Origin of the sequence: Tunturiibacter psychrotolerans (assembly GCF_051013365.1) — a bacterium.
Classification (GTDB): domain Bacteria; phylum Acidobacteriota; class Terriglobia; order Terriglobales; family Acidobacteriaceae; genus Edaphobacter; species Edaphobacter psychrotolerans_A.
The window spans coordinates 4,207,972-4,224,160 of record NZ_CP132941.1 but is presented as its reverse complement, the minus strand read 5'-3'; the positions used below and the strand labels follow the sequence as shown (position 1 = coordinate 4,224,160).

Annotated in this window: 17 protein-coding genes; 8 read left to right on the top strand and 9 right to left on the bottom strand. The window is 57.3% G+C overall.

Annotated elements, in window-relative coordinates; genetic code table 11:
• Positions 1-3: 3 nt before the first annotated feature.
• Positions 4-204, bottom strand: coding sequence for a hypothetical protein (locus tag RBB76_RS17680; RefSeq protein ID WP_429629011.1), 201 nt, complete (start codon positions 202-204; stop codon positions 4-6).
• 343 nt (positions 205-547) lie between these two features.
• On the opposite strand from RBB76_RS17680, the gene RBB76_RS17675 reads away from it, so the two are divergent.
• A complete protein-coding gene (locus RBB76_RS17675) occupies positions 548-1,780 on the top strand; it encodes a dipeptidase (protein ID WP_429629010.1) in 1,233 nt (410 codons plus the stop codon).
• A gap of 13 nt (positions 1,781-1,793) precedes the next feature.
• Here the strand turns inward: RBB76_RS17675 and RBB76_RS17670 are convergent, their stop codons facing one another.
• Entirely contained in the window at positions 1,794-2,093 is a 300-nt protein-coding gene (locus RBB76_RS17670; RefSeq protein WP_429629009.1) for a putative quinol monooxygenase, read from the bottom strand.
• Between the two features lie 248 nt (positions 2,094-2,341).
• On the opposite strand from RBB76_RS17670, the gene RBB76_RS17665 reads away from it, so the two are divergent.
• Positions 2,342-3,091 carry a peptidylprolyl isomerase gene (locus RBB76_RS17665; protein ID WP_429629008.1) on the top strand — a complete coding sequence of 250 codons (750 nt, stop codon included), beginning with the start codon at positions 2,342-2,344 and terminating at the stop codon, positions 3,089-3,091.
• Between the two features lie 80 nt (positions 3,092-3,171).
• Positions 3,172-3,693: a peptidylprolyl isomerase gene (locus tag RBB76_RS17660; protein WP_429629007.1), complete on the top strand. Its 522-nt coding sequence runs from the start codon at positions 3,172-3,174 to the stop codon at positions 3,691-3,693.
• A 67-nt stretch (positions 3,694-3,760) separates the two neighbouring features.
• On the opposite strand, the gene RBB76_RS17655 is transcribed toward RBB76_RS17660, so the two are convergent.
• The 6 genes from RBB76_RS17655 to RBB76_RS17630 form a co-directional block, all read right to left on the bottom strand.
• Entirely contained in the window at positions 3,761-4,024 is a 264-nt protein-coding gene (locus RBB76_RS17655; RefSeq protein ID WP_429629006.1) for a hypothetical protein, read from the bottom strand.
• Between the two features lie 342 nt (positions 4,025-4,366).
• Positions 4,367-5,296: a malate dehydrogenase gene (mdh, locus tag RBB76_RS17650; protein WP_429629635.1), complete on the bottom strand. Its 930-nt coding sequence runs from the start codon at positions 5,294-5,296 to the stop codon at positions 4,367-4,369.
• A 161-nt stretch (positions 5,297-5,457) separates the two neighbouring features.
• Positions 5,458-6,858, bottom strand: a complete 1,401-nt coding sequence (locus RBB76_RS17645; protein ID WP_429629005.1) for an NADP-dependent isocitrate dehydrogenase — start codon at positions 6,856-6,858, stop codon at positions 5,458-5,460.
• 87 nt (positions 6,859-6,945) lie between these two features.
• Positions 6,946-7,713, bottom strand: coding sequence for an SIMPL domain-containing protein (locus RBB76_RS17640; protein ID WP_429629004.1), 768 nt, complete (start codon positions 7,711-7,713; stop codon positions 6,946-6,948).
• A gap of 83 nt (positions 7,714-7,796) precedes the next feature.
• A complete protein-coding gene (locus RBB76_RS17635; RefSeq protein WP_429629003.1) occupies positions 7,797-8,690 on the bottom strand; it encodes a hypothetical protein in 894 nt (297 codons plus the stop codon).
• Positions 8,691-8,786: 96 nt separating this feature from the next.
• A complete protein-coding gene (locus tag RBB76_RS17630) occupies positions 8,787-10,217 on the bottom strand; it encodes a glutamine synthetase family protein (protein WP_429629634.1) in 1,431 nt (476 codons plus the stop codon).
• A gap of 253 nt (positions 10,218-10,470) precedes the next feature.
• Between RBB76_RS17630 and RBB76_RS17625 the strand changes: the two genes are divergently transcribed.
• The 3 genes from RBB76_RS17625 to RBB76_RS17615 all read left to right on the top strand — a co-directional run bounded on the left by RBB76_RS17625 (position 10,471) and on the right by RBB76_RS17615 (position 13,598).
• Positions 10,471-11,529 carry an aldo/keto reductase gene (locus tag RBB76_RS17625; RefSeq protein ID WP_429629002.1) on the top strand — a complete coding sequence of 353 codons (1,059 nt, stop codon included), beginning with the start codon at positions 10,471-10,473 and terminating at the stop codon, positions 11,527-11,529.
• Positions 11,530-11,746: 217 nt separating this feature from the next.
• On the top strand, positions 11,747-12,694 hold the full coding sequence (locus RBB76_RS17620; protein ID WP_429629001.1) for a carbon-nitrogen hydrolase: 948 nt from the start codon (positions 11,747-11,749) through the stop codon (positions 12,692-12,694).
• Positions 12,695-12,824: 130 nt separating this feature from the next.
• Positions 12,825-13,598 (top strand): SDR family NAD(P)-dependent oxidoreductase, encoded by a 774-nt coding sequence (locus RBB76_RS17615; RefSeq protein ID WP_429629000.1) that lies wholly within the window; start codon positions 12,825-12,827, stop codon positions 13,596-13,598.
• A 36-nt stretch (positions 13,599-13,634) separates the two neighbouring features.
• Here the strand turns inward: RBB76_RS17615 and RBB76_RS17610 are convergent, their stop codons facing one another.
• Complete coding sequence (locus tag RBB76_RS17610) at positions 13,635-14,036, bottom strand: tautomerase family protein (protein WP_429628999.1); 402 nt, start codon at positions 14,034-14,036, stop codon at positions 13,635-13,637.
• A gap of 428 nt (positions 14,037-14,464) precedes the next feature.
• Between RBB76_RS17610 and RBB76_RS17605 the strand changes: the two genes are divergently transcribed.
• Entirely contained in the window at positions 14,465-15,514 is a 1,050-nt protein-coding gene (locus RBB76_RS17605; RefSeq protein ID WP_429629633.1) for an agmatine deiminase family protein, read from the top strand.
• Positions 15,511-16,164 (top strand): HD domain-containing protein, encoded by a 654-nt coding sequence (locus RBB76_RS17600; RefSeq protein WP_429628998.1) that lies wholly within the window; start codon positions 15,511-15,513, stop codon positions 16,162-16,164. The genes RBB76_RS17605 and RBB76_RS17600 overlap by 4 nt, the downstream gene beginning before the upstream one ends.
• Positions 16,165-16,189 lie beyond the last annotated feature (25 nt).

The following is a 16,189-nucleotide window of genomic DNA, read 5'->3' as shown; positions in this document are numbered from 1 at the left end:
TAACTACTTCGAGAAAATCGAATTCCCCGGAGTCGTCTCTTCGTTCGAGTGGATCCGGTTTTGAGCACGTTTCGCGCTCTCCATGCCAATGTGATCCAACTTCTTTTCTTCCGTCTGTCCAACCTCTGTGGCCGTAGCGCCCTCTTCAATCGCTTCGTGGGAAGGACGGGCTCCGGACTTGGTAGAATCAAGACCCTGTGCCATACATCACCTCTACGTAAGACAGATGGCATCGCAAAGCAGCAGGTTGCTCTTATACCCAGTACTCGCGAACATCAAAAGAAGCCAAAAAAAATCCAGGAAATGTGGCACATTTTTCATCGCTCGAGAATGTGGTGCAACAACACCACGTTAGCCACGCAATTCCCCACACTCACGCCACAAAAACACCACACCAAACACCCACTTTTCTCAAAATCCCCCGCAAAACATCACGCTTCACCACGCACAAAAAAATAACAAAACTGCACCGCAAAACCCCAAGTAGATCGAAAACACCCACTTGCTACAATCGGCTAATCCGTGACCGAAAGAGTGGCGACCCAACATGCAAAAACGCGGCATCTTCGTCTCTGCACTGCTCACCCTCGCCATCCACGCCCCTGCACAAACAGAATCCCAAACAAAATCAATGACTGATCCACAAGCCGTCCATCAATCCGCCATCGTCATCGACACCCACGCGGACACCCCTCAACGATTCGTCGATGAACACTGGGATTTCACCGATCCCCTTAACGGCGGCATGCTCAACTATTCAAGCGCGAAACAGGGAAACCTCGACGCCCAGTTCTTCTCCATCTGGGTCGACCCCAGCCAGTACCCCGCCAACGCCAGCGCCCACCGCACACTCTCGCTCATCGACGGCACCCTCGAGCAAGTCCGCAAGCACCCCGATAAACTAGCCCTCTGCGTCTCCGCCGACGACATCATCGCCACCCACTCTCAAGGAAAATTCGCTGTCCTCATGGGCATCGAAGGCGGTCACTCCATTGAAGACGACCTAGGCCTCCTCCGCGACTACTACCGCCTAGGCGTCCGCTACATGACCCTCACCTGGTCCAACACCAACAACTGGGCCGACTCTTCAGGCGACATCGACGACGAAAAAATCCCCCACCACAACGGCCTCACCCCCTTTGGCAAACAAGTCGTCGCCGAAATGAACCGCCTCGGCATGATGGTCGACATCTCCCACGTCTCCGACAAAACCTTCTGGGACGTCATCGCCACCACCCGCACCCCCATCATCGCGTCCCACTCCTCCGCCCGCGCTCTCACCCAAGCCGCACGCAACATGACCGACGAGATGCTACTCGCGATGAAGAAGAACAACGGCGTCGTCATGGTCAACTTCTTCCCCGCCTTCATCGACGAGAACTGGCGCAAAGCCTGGGCTGCGCAAGAACCCGAGCGCAGACAAGCGCAAAAAGCCCTCGAAGCCGAATACAGAACCAAAGGCTTACCAGTCCCCTACACCGCCTCCGACAAGATCGATCGCGAGTTTGCCGCAAAGATCGGCCGTGCTCCCTTCAACTCGCTCATCAATCACTTCGACCACGTCATCAAGATCGCCGGCATCGACCACGTCGGCATCGGCACTGACTTCGACGGCATCCCCGTCCCACCCGCCGGCATCGACTCCGCCGCGGACCTTCCCAAAGTCACCGCAGCCCTCATGGCTCGCGGCTACACCGCCGACGACATGCACAAACTACTCGGAGGCAACCTGCTCCGCGTCTTCCGCGAGGTGCAAGCTGCCTCCGATCACAACCCATAAATCGCAACGAACGTTAGACCTTCTCCGCAATCAGATTAATCTTATGAATCTTCGGAGCCTCCGAAAACAGCGTCTCAGCATTTGCCATCAGCGCCTTCGCAATCTCGCCGTTCAGATGCGCATCGCGTCCCGCCTCATCGTTGAACGTGTCAAACACTCCGAAGAACCCACCCTTATCTTCCTTAAATCCATACCAATGCACGGTCCCGGCCTCAGCCTTTGCCATCTCCGCACCTTGCTTCAGGAAAGCCTCCACATCCGCCTCTTTCCCCGGTTTAGCCTTCAACTCAGCATATAACGCAAACTTTGCCATTTCGTAATTTCCTCCAGCCAGTGAGATGCGCGAAGGCTGTTTTGGATACGAGCTTTCCTCTCTTCCAATCGAAATGACAAAAATAAGACCGCTCCGAGACGATGAGGAGACAGAAAATTCCCGCCCACTAGAAAAATTCTCCTCATCTATCTCGCCGAAACGCATCTTTATCAGAGGCGCGGCGCAACCCACCAACATTGCTCCTACCGCCCGTCTGCGTTAACCTGTTTGTTGGAGCTACAAACCGCATGATGCTTCGCACTCTCGCACTCTCCCTGGCCCTCGCCGTCTCTGTCCAGGCACAGTCAACCCCAGCGCAATCGACTCCTCCGCCCCCGGCAGATGCTCTCCCCGACGCTCCCAGCACCACCAGCAACGTCAAACCTCCCGTCGTCCCCACCGGTCCCACCGCCGTCATCGACACCACCATGGGACGTCTCACCTGCAAGCTCTACGACAAGCAGGCTCCCCTCACCGTCGCAAACTTTATTGGCCTGGCCGACGGCAGCAAAGACTGGACCGACCCTAAGACCCTCCAGAAGATGCACCACCAGCCCTTCTACAATGGCACCACCTTCCACCGCGTCATTCCCAACTTCATGATCCAGGGCGGCGACCGCGTCGGTGACGGCACAGGCGACCCAGGCTACTTCTTCCAGGATGAGATCGACCCCTCGCTCACCTTCGACCAACCCGGCATTCTCGCAATGGCCAACGCTGGCCCCGGCCCATCCGGCGGAGGCACCAACGGCTCGCAGTTCTTCATTACTGAAACCGAGGTCCCGCAGCTCAACGGCAAGCACACCATCTTCGGCCAGTGCGACGCCCACACCGTCCTTCTGGTCTCCTCCATCGCGCGCGTCGAACGCAACTCAAGCGACAAGCCACTCACTCCGGTCGTCATCACTCGCGTCACCATCGTGCGCGACGGCGAACCCATGCCTCCACCGCCAGTGGCACCCGCAGCCCCAGCCGCCGCTGCTGCGCCACCCAAATAATCTTCCGGCCTCCGCGATCTCAACGGGAACGCCTCTCATCTAACAAAGCAATCAACCCGCTACCGCAAGGAGAATTTCGAATGCCCACCAAACCTGGCACCTACGCCACATTCAAGACCAGTGAAGGAACCGTCGTCTGCGAGCTCTTCGAGAAGGACGCACCCGAAACCGTAGCCAACTTCATCGGCCTCGCCGAGGGCACCAAGGAGTGGAACAGCCGCAGCAAGAAAGGCGCCAAGCTCTACGACGGAACCATCTTCCACCGCGTCATCCCTCAGTTCATGATCCAGGGCGGTGACCCAGAAGGCACCGGCATGGGAGGCCCCGGCTACAAGTTCGCTGACGAGACCAAGGGCTCCAAACACGGCTTCCAGGAGAAGGGCAAGCTCGCCATGGCCAACGCTGGCCCCAACACCAACGGCTCACAGTTCTTCATCACCGTCGCCGACACCAGCTGGCTCACCGGCAAACACACCATCTTCGGCGAAGTAGTCGAAGGCTACGACGTAGTCGAGAAGATCAGCAAAGTCAGCAAAGACGGCATGGACCGCCCCAAAACCCCAGTAGTCCTCGAATCCGTCACCATCGAACGCGTAGCCTAAAACTTTCATTGCAACATATAAAAAGCCCGCTCAAATCGAGCGGGCTTTTTAAGCTCCTCATTAAAATTCAACGGCAGGGTTCTACAAGCTCCCCATAGTTTGCGAACTCGTCATAGAGGAATGTTCCCTTGTCCACGTCGAGAATCAAATCGCTCGAGGTGATTCGCCCCCACCACACCTGGATAAAGAGAAGCTTGTCATCAATCCAATTCGCCGCGAAATCCTTATCGTCATCAGTGAACCTAGCCTGCAGCGCAGCCGCGCCGCCTGCGCGGTTGCCTATATACAGTGTCGTGGTTCGAGGCCCACTTTTGGAGTAGTCAGGGCTCACACTAATGAACCATCGATTCCCCTCCGGAGAAAAAACCCTGTTCCCAGAAGTAGCAACCTTAGCCGAAGCGTCCAACCGCGTCAGGCTAATCCTTTTTTGAATGAATGCAGGAGCCGATCCATAGGTCACCTTTTGGTCTCGGCACGCCCCTGGAGTCTGCCCAAAAGTCCAAGTCGCAAGAAAGAAGTTCAGTGAAGCGCAGCATAGGAACTTCAACATTGGACCATTATGACCCAACCTCACGCGCCAAATCATTCTCGTATCATTCCTCGCTATTCGAAAAGAAAGCCCGCTCGATAAGTGGGCTTTTTTCGTCGTGTTATTCGCACTAGCCGCGATCTACTAAGCCACCCCTATCACAGTGCAAAGCTCCTTCACCGAATCCGCACTCTTCTGCAGCGCGGCCTGCTCCTCCGGCGTCAGCTTGATCTCAATAATCTGCTCAAGCCCCTTCGCACCAAGCTTGCACGGCACACCAACATACAGTCCCGAGATCCCATACTCCCCCTGCAGATAAGCCGCACAAGGCAGGATCTTCTTCTTATCCTTCAGAATCGCCTCAACCATCTCAACCGCCGCAGCGCTCGGAGCATAGTAAGCCGACCCCGTCTTCAGATGCTTCACGATCTCCGCACCACCATTGGCCGTGCGCGTCTCCAACTCTTTCAACCGATCGGGCGCAATCAACTCCGTAATCGGAATTCCCGCAACAGTCGAGTAGCGCGACAACGGGACCATCGTGTCGCCATGCCCACCAAGCACAAACGCCGTAACGTTCTCCACCGACACCTGCAACTCCTCTGCAATAAATGTGCGGAACCGAGCCGAGTCCAACACCCCAGCCATTCCAATCACGCGCTCGCGAGGAAACCCGGCATGCTTGAACGCCGTCTGCGCCATCGCATCCAGCGGATTCGATACCACGATGATGATCGTATTCGGTGACGCTTTCACCACCTCACCCACAACCTTCGACATAATCCCATGATTCGTCGTCAGCAAATCATCGCGGCTCATCCCAGGCTTACGCGCAATCCCAGCCGTAATCACCACCACATCGGAGTTCGCCGTATCCGCGTAATCATTGGTTCCGATGATGCTGCAATCGCGCTTCTCGATCGGCATCGCCTGCAACAGATCAAGCGCCTTCCCCTGCGGCACACCCTCGACGACATCAAGCAAGACCACGTCGGCAAGCTCCTTCGCAGCGATCCAGTGCGCCGCCGTCGCTCCCACATTGCCCGAACCAACAATCGTTACTTTTTTCCGCATCATCTCTCCCTTATCTTGTCGCTAAAGCTCTCATCTCTATTCTAGAGTCCCCACAGAACCTATGCGTTCAATATCGCCCACGGTGAGCGAATACCGCACCAAACTTCGGCCCAGCAAAACGGGGACAGTCCCAACAAATGGAAACCGTCCCCATCCTTTAACTACATGTTCTCGATCATGCGTGTTGCAAACTCACTCGTCTTCGCCTTCGTCGCACCCTGCATTCCACGCTCGAAGTCGTACGTCACGAACTTCTGCCCAATCGTCTTCTCCATCGAAGACTCAATCAATCGCGCCGCTTCAGTCCAACCCAGAAAATCAAACAGCATCACCCCTGAAAGAATCACCGACCCCGGATTGATCACGTCCTTGTCCGCATACTTGGGAGCCGTTCCGTGGGTCGCTTCAAACACAGCATACCCATCGCCGATATTCCCACCCGGCGCAATCCCCAAACCGCCAACCTGCGCTGCCGCCGCATCCGAAATGTAATCTCCATTCAGATTCGTAGTCGCCAACACACTGTAGTCTTCAGGGCGCAAAATAATCTGCTGGAAGATCGAATCAGCGATCCGGTCATTCACCAGAATCTTGCTCTTCCACTTCCCGCCGCCATGCGAATCACCAATAGAAGAAATCACCGATTTCACCTCAGCAATCACTTCCTCACCAAACTCCTTCGCAGCAAACTCAATCCCCGGTTCAATCAACGCGGCGTTCTCCTCCGCAGTCAACTTAGGATTCGCCTCCAGATTCCCCAGAATCCAACTCTCCCGCTCTGTCACCGTCTGGTCGCGGAACTCTTGCGAGGCGACCTCATAGCCCCACTCGCGAAACGCACCCTCAGTGAACTTCTGAATATTCCCCTTGTGCACCAGCGTCACCGTCTTGCGTTTGTTGTCCAGCGCATACTGAATCGCCGCCCGCACCAACCGCTTCGACCCCGTAATCGAAATCGGCTTCACCCCCACACCCGAGTCCAGCCGAATCTTTTTCTTAGTTCCCTTCAGCATGTCATCGTTCACAAACGCGATGAACTTGTCAGCCTCAGGCGTTCCCTGCCGAAACTCAATCCCCGCATAAATATCCTCCGTATTCTCGCGGAAGATCACGACATCCAACTTCTCCGGGTGCTTCACCGGACTCGGCACACCAGCGTAGTACTTCACCGGCCGCACACACTGGTACAGATCCATCAACTGCCGCAGCGCAACATTCAGCGAACGAATCCCACCACCCACAGGCGTCGTCAGCGGCCCTTTAATCGACACGCGAAAGTCCACCGTTGCTTTCACCGTGTCATCCGGCAACCAATTCTGCGTCTGGCGATAAGCCTTCTCCCCAGCCAGTACCTCGTACCAAACCACCGACCGCTTCCCACCATAAGCCTTCGCTACCGCAGCATCGAACACCCGCTGCGAAGCCTTCCAGATATCGCGGCCCGTTCCATCCCCTTCGATAAACGGAATAATCGGATGATCGGGAATCGTAAATTTTCCGCTGTTGTACTCGATCGCCTGCCCGTTCGTCGGCACTGGAATTCCGTTGTAGCTCGTTTGCATCGTCATCATCTCCGCAGAAGAAATCGAAGACCGAGGCTAACATTCGCGCAAGGCGAGTTGCAAACGGTATGCGGCACTGCAGTCCGTTTATCGAACGAGATAATAATCTACGGTCGAAACCACCCGCACTTTCTTCATAATGCTCGCGTCCGCATCTCCTCCCCCACCACCCTCATCAGGCGCCGCCCCGCTTCCCGCAGGGGAGATTGAAAACACTCCCTGGTTCGCCGAACGAATCGACCCCACCTGGCTCCCCGAATCCGCCGCAAACCTGTCCGCCGAAGCCCGCGCATTCCGAGTCGCCTCAGTAATCATGTCCGGCTTCAACGCATTCAACCCCGTAAATTCATACCGAATCCCACCCTGCTGCCCATTCGTGCCGCCCACAACGATCCCCGCCTGCACCAGGTCCGCCGTCTTCTGCCCTGCCTTCGAAATCTTGTCCACATCCTTCGACTGCACGGTCACCGTCTGCTCCACGATGTATCGCGGCCCCGTGTTGTTCCCGCCATACTCATTCGCCAGCTTGTCGGTCACTTTGATCTGCCCCACGGTGATCTCTCCAGGCGCAATCCCCTGCCCAGCAAAAAACTTCAGCACCGCCGTCTTATCTGCTTCACTTTTGGCAAACACCTGCGGCAGGTCATTGCCTGCCTCTTTGAAGCTCACCGGCCAGGTCGCCATATCGGACTTCACGGTCCTCTCCACCAGTCCCTTCACTGTCACATACCGGTCCGCCAACCTGATGTCCTTAATCTCCGACCCCAGAATCCATCCACCCGCCACCAACCCTAGCAGTAGACAGATTCCAACAACCGCAGCGGGAGCAAACAACGAAGATCGTTCCGTCTCCAAGTGAACCCTCCATCCAACAACAGCAGCAGAATGCAACAGCACGATCCCTGTGTCAACGACGAGTCCGGCATATCTTGCTTGAATTAACTCTGACGATCCAGACCGGGGACGAAGAGGATCATACCGTCGCACTTCCCTCCCTGGACTGGAATGATGCCTGTAGAAATATGGCCTTCCGAAACATCGGTCAACGGGCCTTCAAGGTTAAGCGTAGAGCCGTCATCCATTAGGAATCTCGCACTCACTATATTGCCGATGACACTACTCGAAGGCGTGGATCGCGTCGCGCCCGAAGTGAAACACGGAGATCCCTGTACCTTGATACTGCCTGTGAGCAAAACGTTGCTGAAATAGTTCGAAGCTTCTCCGTTCCCCGGATTCGTCACGGTGCCGCCCTGCTGCAGCGTCACTTGAAGTGACACTGGCACGGCCTTCGGGACGCCACTCGTACTGGCCTGTGAGGTCCCTGTTCCAACATAGACTCCGCTTACCAATGGAAACGATGTCGCTGTGAATGTCCCTGAAAATTTCGCATCGCATGGGGGCGTATTTATCGCAGTCACGCCCAAAGACACCGTGTAACTGCCGGACCAGGGCTCTCCGCTTTTCTCAGGAGCCGTACCCTTGATTGATATCGTGCTAAGAGAAGAGTTTGCTGGAGTCGCCGTAAAACTCCCATCCGCAGCAAGAATCCCTGCTGCCACGTCCCCAAATTCGAACGCAGCCCCAACGTTGTCGCAGAAATTATTGCCGAAACCGCCCGCGATCACTTGATCGCCAGTCACGTCGAAGGTCATCGCAAGTCTGACCCCACTCGGCAAAAGAGGAGGAGCAGACAAAATCGCATCCGTCGGCATCGGCCCTACAAGAAGCCAATTTCCCGCCAATGGGCTTACAACCGCCGGTGTACTTCCCCCACCGCAACCAATCAGCAACGATCCAAATACCACAAAAGAAAACAAGGCCCGAACGTTCATATCGATACGAACTCTAGCACGCTCCACATCCCACGCCCACCAAAAAGAAAAAGCCGATGATCTCTCATCGGCTTTCACTGAAATTTGTATCGCAGCCTAGAAGTTATTCCAGAGCAGCTGGTTGTAAACATCGTGATGGAACTGCACCTCAGGCGCCTTCACAATCGTCCCCAGCAACCGAGCACACCGATCCGCCGAAGCCTGCTTCAGATCCGCATACCGACCCTTCACATCCTCGCCCAGCAGTGTCGTCGTCCACTCCGCACCGCGGAAGTTCTCCAACGCCGTGTAGACATTGTCTGGCAGATACCGCTCCGCCTGCCGCAGGTTCTTGATCCTCGAAGTCTCCCCATGCAGTCCGCTCTTGAAGATCGAATACAGCACCAGATAGGGATTCGCATCCGGCCCAACCGAACGAACTTCAACGCGCGCCGACTTCTCATTCCCAATCGGAATCCGCACCATCGATCCGCGATCCGTCGCCGAAGCCTTGATCTGATTCGGCGCCTCAAAGTGAGGATCCAGCCGGCGATAAGCATTCACACTCGCGTTCAACAGCAGGCAGATATCGTTGCCATGCGTCAAAATGCGATCCGTAAACTGCCACGCCAGCTTTGAAATCTTCTCCTCGCCCTTCGGATCCCAGAAAAGATTCTTCCCGCCCTTAGTAATCGAGACATTGGTATGCATGCCGCTACCATTCACACCGACAACCGGCTTCGGCAGAAAGCTCGCCGTCATTCCCATCTGCGTCGCCACCTGCCGACAGATCAGCTTGTAAAGCTGAATCTGATCCGCAGCAGCCACCACTTCTCCATAGCTGTAGTTGATCTCAAACTGCGAAGGCGCAACCTCAGGATGGTCCTTCTCATTCTCGAAGCCCATCGCCCGCTGCACTTCCGCCGTCGTGTCGATAAACTCTCGCAGCGGATCGCCAGGCAGCGAGTGATAGTACCCGCCCTTATTCACATACTCGAAGCTACCCGTCTCGTGATAGCTCCGCTCCGCATCGATCCCCTCAAACAGAAATCCTTCAATCTCATTCGCAGCATTCAGCGTATAGCCCTGCTTATCGAACAGCTCCTGCGAAAACGACTTCAGCACCCCGCGAATATCCGCGCTGTACGTCGCGCCGTTCTTATCGATCACCTCGCCGAACACCATCACCTTGCCCGCGCCGAACACATCCGCCGGCGCCCAGTAAAACGCGCTCCAGTCGATCCCCAGCCGCAGATCGCTCTCCCGCTGCGCCGTAAATCCGCGAATCGACGAGCCATCAAACGTCAGGTTGTCGTAGCTCTTCACCAGAAATTTCTTGTCGTAGTCCAGCATGTGCAGGCGGCCTTCAAGATCGCTGAACAGAACCGTCACAGCCTTGATCCGCTTCTCGTCGGTCAGGTACTTCAGCCGCTCCTCTTGAATCACATCGGCCGCAACACGCTTCCTGCGCTGCTCCTTCGCCGCCAGGTTCAGGTCCTCAAGTTCGCCGTAGGAAAGCTCCAGAAAATCACGAAATTCGCTCAAAATAACACTCCTTCTGCAATGAGATACACGTCTTGCTGCAACTACTGGGAAAGATGTTTTTAGGTGATTGGAAGAGGGCGTGCCTGACCGTGATCTGACCGCTCTACAACTCAAAACTAACAGAAAATTCACCGACAAAAAAGCCGCAAACGCGAAAAGTCAAAAGGGAAGCCCCTGTATCTCGCTACCTTGAATCACGCAGCCCTGCCATAACGTCTAATCACTTGTGGCCGAACCTCTCGGCAAAAGGATGTCCATGCAATACAAGACTCTCGGCGACACCGGCCTTCTCGTCTCCACGCTGTGTTTCGGCACCATGACCTTCCACGGCGGCACCGGCCTCTTCCGCGCCATCGGCACCGTAGACCAGGCCGGAGCCGACGCGCTCATCAAGGCCTCCATCGACGCCGGCATCAACTTCTTCGACACCGCCGACGTCTACTCCGAAGGCGAGAGCGAAAAGGCCCTCGGCCAATCCCTCAAGACTCTCAACATCCCCCGCAGCACGGTCGTCATCGCCACCAAGGCCTTCGGCCGCACCGGCCCCGGCCGCAACGACGTCGGCGCCTCCCGCGGCCACATCATGGACGCCGTCGACGCCAGCCTTCGCCGCCTACAGACCGACCACATCGACCTCTACCAGATCCACGGCAACGACGCCATCACTCCCATCGAAGAAACCCTCCGCGCCCTCGACACCCTCGTCCAGCAAGGCAAAGTCCGCTACATCGGCGTCTCCAACTGGCAGGCCTGGAAGATCGCGAAAGCCCTCGCAATCTCCGAGTTCAAAAACCTCGCCCGCTTCGACACCCTTCAGGCCTACTACTCCATCGCCGGCCGCGACCTCGAGCGCGACTTAGCCCCTCTGCTCGAAGCCGAAAAGACCGGCCTCCTGGTCTGGAGCCCACTCGCCGGCGGCCTGCTCTCCGGCAAGTTCTCCCGCGAAAATCAACGGCCCGCCGACTCCCGCCGCTCCGAGTTCGACTTCCCCATCGTCGACAAAGAGCGCACCTGGCGCATCCTCGACGTCATGGCCCCCATCGCCAAAGCGCACAACTGCAGCCCAGCCCGCATCTCTCTAGCGTGGTTGCTGGCAAAGCCCGTCGTCACCTCCATCATCATCGGAGCGAAACGCCTCGACCAACTCAAAGACAACATCGCCGCGGTCGACCTCAAGCTCACCGCCGACGAACTCAAGCAACTAGACGAAGTCAGCGCCCTGCCACCCGAGTACCCCGGCTGGATGCTCCCCTTCCAAAGCTCCAACCGCATCGAGCCAATCGCTCGCACAGTCCCAGTCACACCGAAGAGCTAAACCATGAGGGCACCAGAAGAAAATCAGTGTCCTCCGTCAACCAAAGTCGGGTGCCCCATATCTCGATTCTGAGATGTGGGCATTCGCGCCCCGCGCGAACCGCTTTCCATCGAGGTGCCAATCACCCAAAGATTAACCTCATGCAAATAACCCGTTCCTGGGCCTCCGACAGCATCACGTCGCACGCAAACGCCTATAAACTTAAGCAAGGATCATCATGACAACAAATAACAGCAAGACCACCCCCAACAAACGCATCGGACTCATCCAGATGTCCTGCGTTCCCGACACCGCGGCCAACCTCGACAAAGCCGCCGACCGTGTCCGCGAAGCCGCCCGCGCCGGAGCCAACGTCATCTGCCTCCCCGAGCTCTTCCGCGCCCAATACTTCTGCCAGCGCGAAGAGCACGCCCTCTTCGACACCGCCGAGTCCATCCCCGGCCCCTCGACCGAGCGACTCAGCGCCATCGCGAAGGAAGAAAAAGTAGTCGTCATCGCCAGTCTCTTCGAGCGCCGCGCCCCCGGCCTCTACCACAACACCGCAGCCATTCTCGAGACAGACGGCAGCATCAAGGGTATCTACCGCAAGATGCACATCCCCGACGACCCGCTCTACTACGAGAAGTTCTACTTCACCCCCGGCGACCTCGGTTTCAAAGCCATGAAGACCACCCAGGGCGACATCGGCACGCTCGTCTGCTGGGACCAGTGGTATCCCGAAGCCGCCCGCGAGACCTCACTCCGCGGCGCGAACACGCTCTTCTACCCCACCGCCATCGGCTGGCACCCTAGCGAAAAAGCCGAATACGGCGACGCCCAGTACTCCGCATGGCAGACCACGCAACGCGCCCACGCCATCTCGAACGGAGTCTTCGTCGGCGCAGTCAACCGCGTAGGCCACGAGCACGGCGACGTCATCCACAACGGCGTCGAGATGCTTGGCCCCGGCGACCACACGCCAAAATCCGGCCTCGAGTTCTGGGGCGGCAGCTTCATCGCCGATCCCTTCGGTCGCGTCATCGCGCAAGCCTCTCACGACAAAGAAGAGATCCTCATCGGCGAGATCGACCTCAAACTCCAGGAAGACACCCGCCGCAACTGGCCCTTCCTCCGCGACCGCCGCATCGACGCCTACAACGGCATCACCAGCCGCTTCATCGACTAGCTCGTCCCGGTCTTCGCAGTGGACGCGCGGGAATATTTAGCAACCAGAAGTGTTTGTCTACCGGGCCACCTCTTAGGTGGACCCCTGATGCAGAGACACGAATATGCTCCTGCGTCAGAAAGGAAGTTAGATGAGATTAATGGGTAAAGTAGCTCTGATTACAGGTGGCAACAGCGGCATCGGATTGGCCACCGCGAAGCGATTCCTGGAGGAAGGAGCGGACGTCGCGATCACTGGCAGAAACGAGAAGACGCTGGAAACAGCCGTACAAGAACTTGGGCCCGGGGTCCTTGTCATGAAAGCGGACGTAACAGACCGCAAAGCGATGAAAAAAGCTATCGCAACAACAGTCGAGCAGTTCGGCAATCTGGATATCCTCTTTGCGAACGCTGGTATCGGTCCCCTCACCCCGCTCGGCAGCACCTCGGTCGAGGTGTTCGAGGAAATATTGAGCGTCAATGTAACCTCGACCTTCTTTATCGTGCAGGAGTGTCTGCCCTATCTGAACGACGGCGCTTCCATCATCTTCAACAGTTCGGTCCAGAATGTGAACGGCAGGCCGGGCCTGTCCGCCTACGCAGCCAGCAAAGCGGCCGTAAGAACAATGGCGCGCGTGATGGCCTCCGAGCTTTCTCCACGCGGAATTCGAATCAATGTGGTCACCCCAGGCGCAGTGGATACCCCTATATGGGATACAGCCGTAACCACCCACGAAGAGAGAGACTCGCTCTACAAGGTTGTCGAAAGAGGCATCCCTCTCGGACGAATGGGCGACCCTCTGGAAGTGGCCAATGCCGTCGTCTTTCTCGCCTCGGATGAGTCCTCTTTCATTCAGGCAACCGAAATCGTCATCGATGGCGGAGCAACGGGCGCGCCTATGGGAGCCCCAATTTACAAACAGTAAAATCTCAATCCGCCAATAGCGGATGATCGGATCCTCCTATCTCGCTTGTACGGTTGCTACCGGTGGCGCGAGCCGGCCGCCGCCGAAGGAACTGCTCGCCCGATCGATCTCTCCAAAGAACACCATGATGTCGTTCGGATCTGTTCCAACACCTTCGAGAGTTTCGACTAAGGCCGCCAGTAGACGTTCCTTTCTAGCGGCATCAGTCCCGGACGATACAAGGACTTCGATCATCAGCATCCTCTCCGTTCGAGGTTTTGGCAAACCAGGATAGTTGAGATCAACTTTCAGGTCGCCCTGCTCAAGACAAAAAAACCGCTGGAACATATCGTCGTGCGGATACCCCGCGCTGATGCTCGCTTGGTGTATGGCCCGGGAAATCGCGTCTTTTTCGTCAGCGGCTCTACCGGATCTCATCGTCACTGTAAACAACGGCATGAAATCTCCTGATGGTGAAGGATCATGAAGGATGGTCGAGCCCAGAATCCAACAGGCCTCCCGGCGTCTCATCCAATTCACCTCCCATAGGATTCTTAACAGGACGCGATCGATGCGCATCCCACCACTCTGTCAACCCCAAACCACACAAAACCCGCTCCAATCCAGCACATTCGCGTGGCGTATCAGTTATCTCCAAACAGCTATACTTAAATCAGCGGGCTCTTTTCGCAAGCAAGCGACCGAAGCCGACGCCAGTTCATCCAAACGTGATCCAAGGCTGTTCCTTTCTCTGGAACGCCTCGGAAGTCCACCCCTAAGCCGCATGGATGGAAGACTTTGCACACTTTTTGACCGGGGGAGGGGGTACCCTCCCAAGAAGGAGCAGCCAGGTGAGCCGTACGACCGACACGCCGACCAACTACCGCATGCCCGCAGAGTGGGCTCCCCACGCCGCCACCTGGCTCGGCTGGCCCCACAACGCCGAAGATTGGCCGAGCAAATTCCAACCCATCCCCTGGGTCTACTCCGAGATCGTCCGCCACCTCTCCCGTGTCGAAGACGTCCACATCCTCGTCAACGACCTCGCTTCCGAGCGCCGCGCCACGAACCTCCTCCGCCGCGCCGGAGCCAATCTCGCCCGCCTCCACTTCCACCAATGGCAGACCGACCGCGTCTGGCTCCGCGACTCCGGCCCCATCTTCGTCAAAAACGCCGCAGGCGAACTCGCCATCACCAACTGGAAGTTCAACGCATGGGCCAAGTACGACAACTGGCACCGTGACGACCAGATCCCTCAGCACGTCTCCCAGCACTACGACATGCCCCAGTTCAAACCCGAGATCGAAGGCGTCAATGGCAAACCCCACCGCCTCGTCCTCGAAGGCGGCAGCATCGACACCAACGGCGCCGGTCTCCTCCTCACCACGGAAGAGTGCCTCCTCAGCGAAATCCAACAGCGCAACCCCGGCCTCGGCGACGAAGCCGAAACCCGCAAGCGCCTTGAGCAAGCCTTCCACGAATACCTCGGCATCGAAAAGGTCCTTTGGCTCCACAAAGGCTGCGCCGGCGACGACACCCACGGCCACGTCGACGACATCACCCGCTTCGTCGCCGAAAACAAGATCCTCACCGCCGTCGAGCCCAACACCCACGACGAAAACCACCTGCCCCTCGCCGAAAATCTCGACCGCCTCCGCTCCTTCCGCAACCTCGCAGGCAAGCCCTTCGAAATAGTCGAACTCCCCATGCCCGCGCCGGTCACCTTCGAAGGCCAGCGCCTCCCCGCCAGTTACGCCAACTTCTACATCGCAAACTCGCTCGTCCTCGTCCCCACCTTCAACGACCCCAACGACCGCCACGCCCTCAACATCATCGCCGCCTGCTTCCCCGACCGCGAGATCATCGGCATTCACGCCGTCGACCTCGTCTGGGGTCTCGGCACCCTCCATTGCCTCTCCCAACAAGAACCCGCATGAATACCATGACCGATACGACAAACACGACAGACAAAAAAAACACGACAGACCAGCCCTACCGCGCCGCCCTCGAAACCTACATCGCGACCCATGCCAAGCCGACCCACAAGTTCGGCCATCAGCCCCGCCTCTACGCGCTCACGCAACAGATCGGCCACGGCCTCACCTACGATGACGACGTAGTCTTCGCCGCCGTCTGGCTCCACGACCTCGGCGTCTTCATCGGCCACCGCCCCGAAGACGAAGCCGCGCTCAAAACCTGGGACCACGTAGCCTACGCCATCGAAAAAGCCCCCGCGCTACTCACCGAATTCTGCTTCCCCGAAGATAAAATCCCCGCCGTTCTCGAAGTCATCCGCACCCACCAGCCGCACGACAAGCCACTCACCATCGAAGCCACCATCGCCCGCGACGCCGACATCCTCGAGCAACTCGGAGCCATCGGCATCACTCGCACCCTCGCCAAACTAGGCAGCGACACCCGCTTCGAAACCTTCACCGAAGCCCACACCGCCCTCAAAAAACACCTCACAATCCTCCCCTCGCAACTCCAACTCGAAACCTCCAAAGCCCTGGCAACTCCCCGCATCGCCATCATGCAAACCTTCCTCGATACCCTCGAAGCCGAAGCCGGCCCAAACCTCTACTAGCCGCGCTGATCACAAAGCGAAGCTA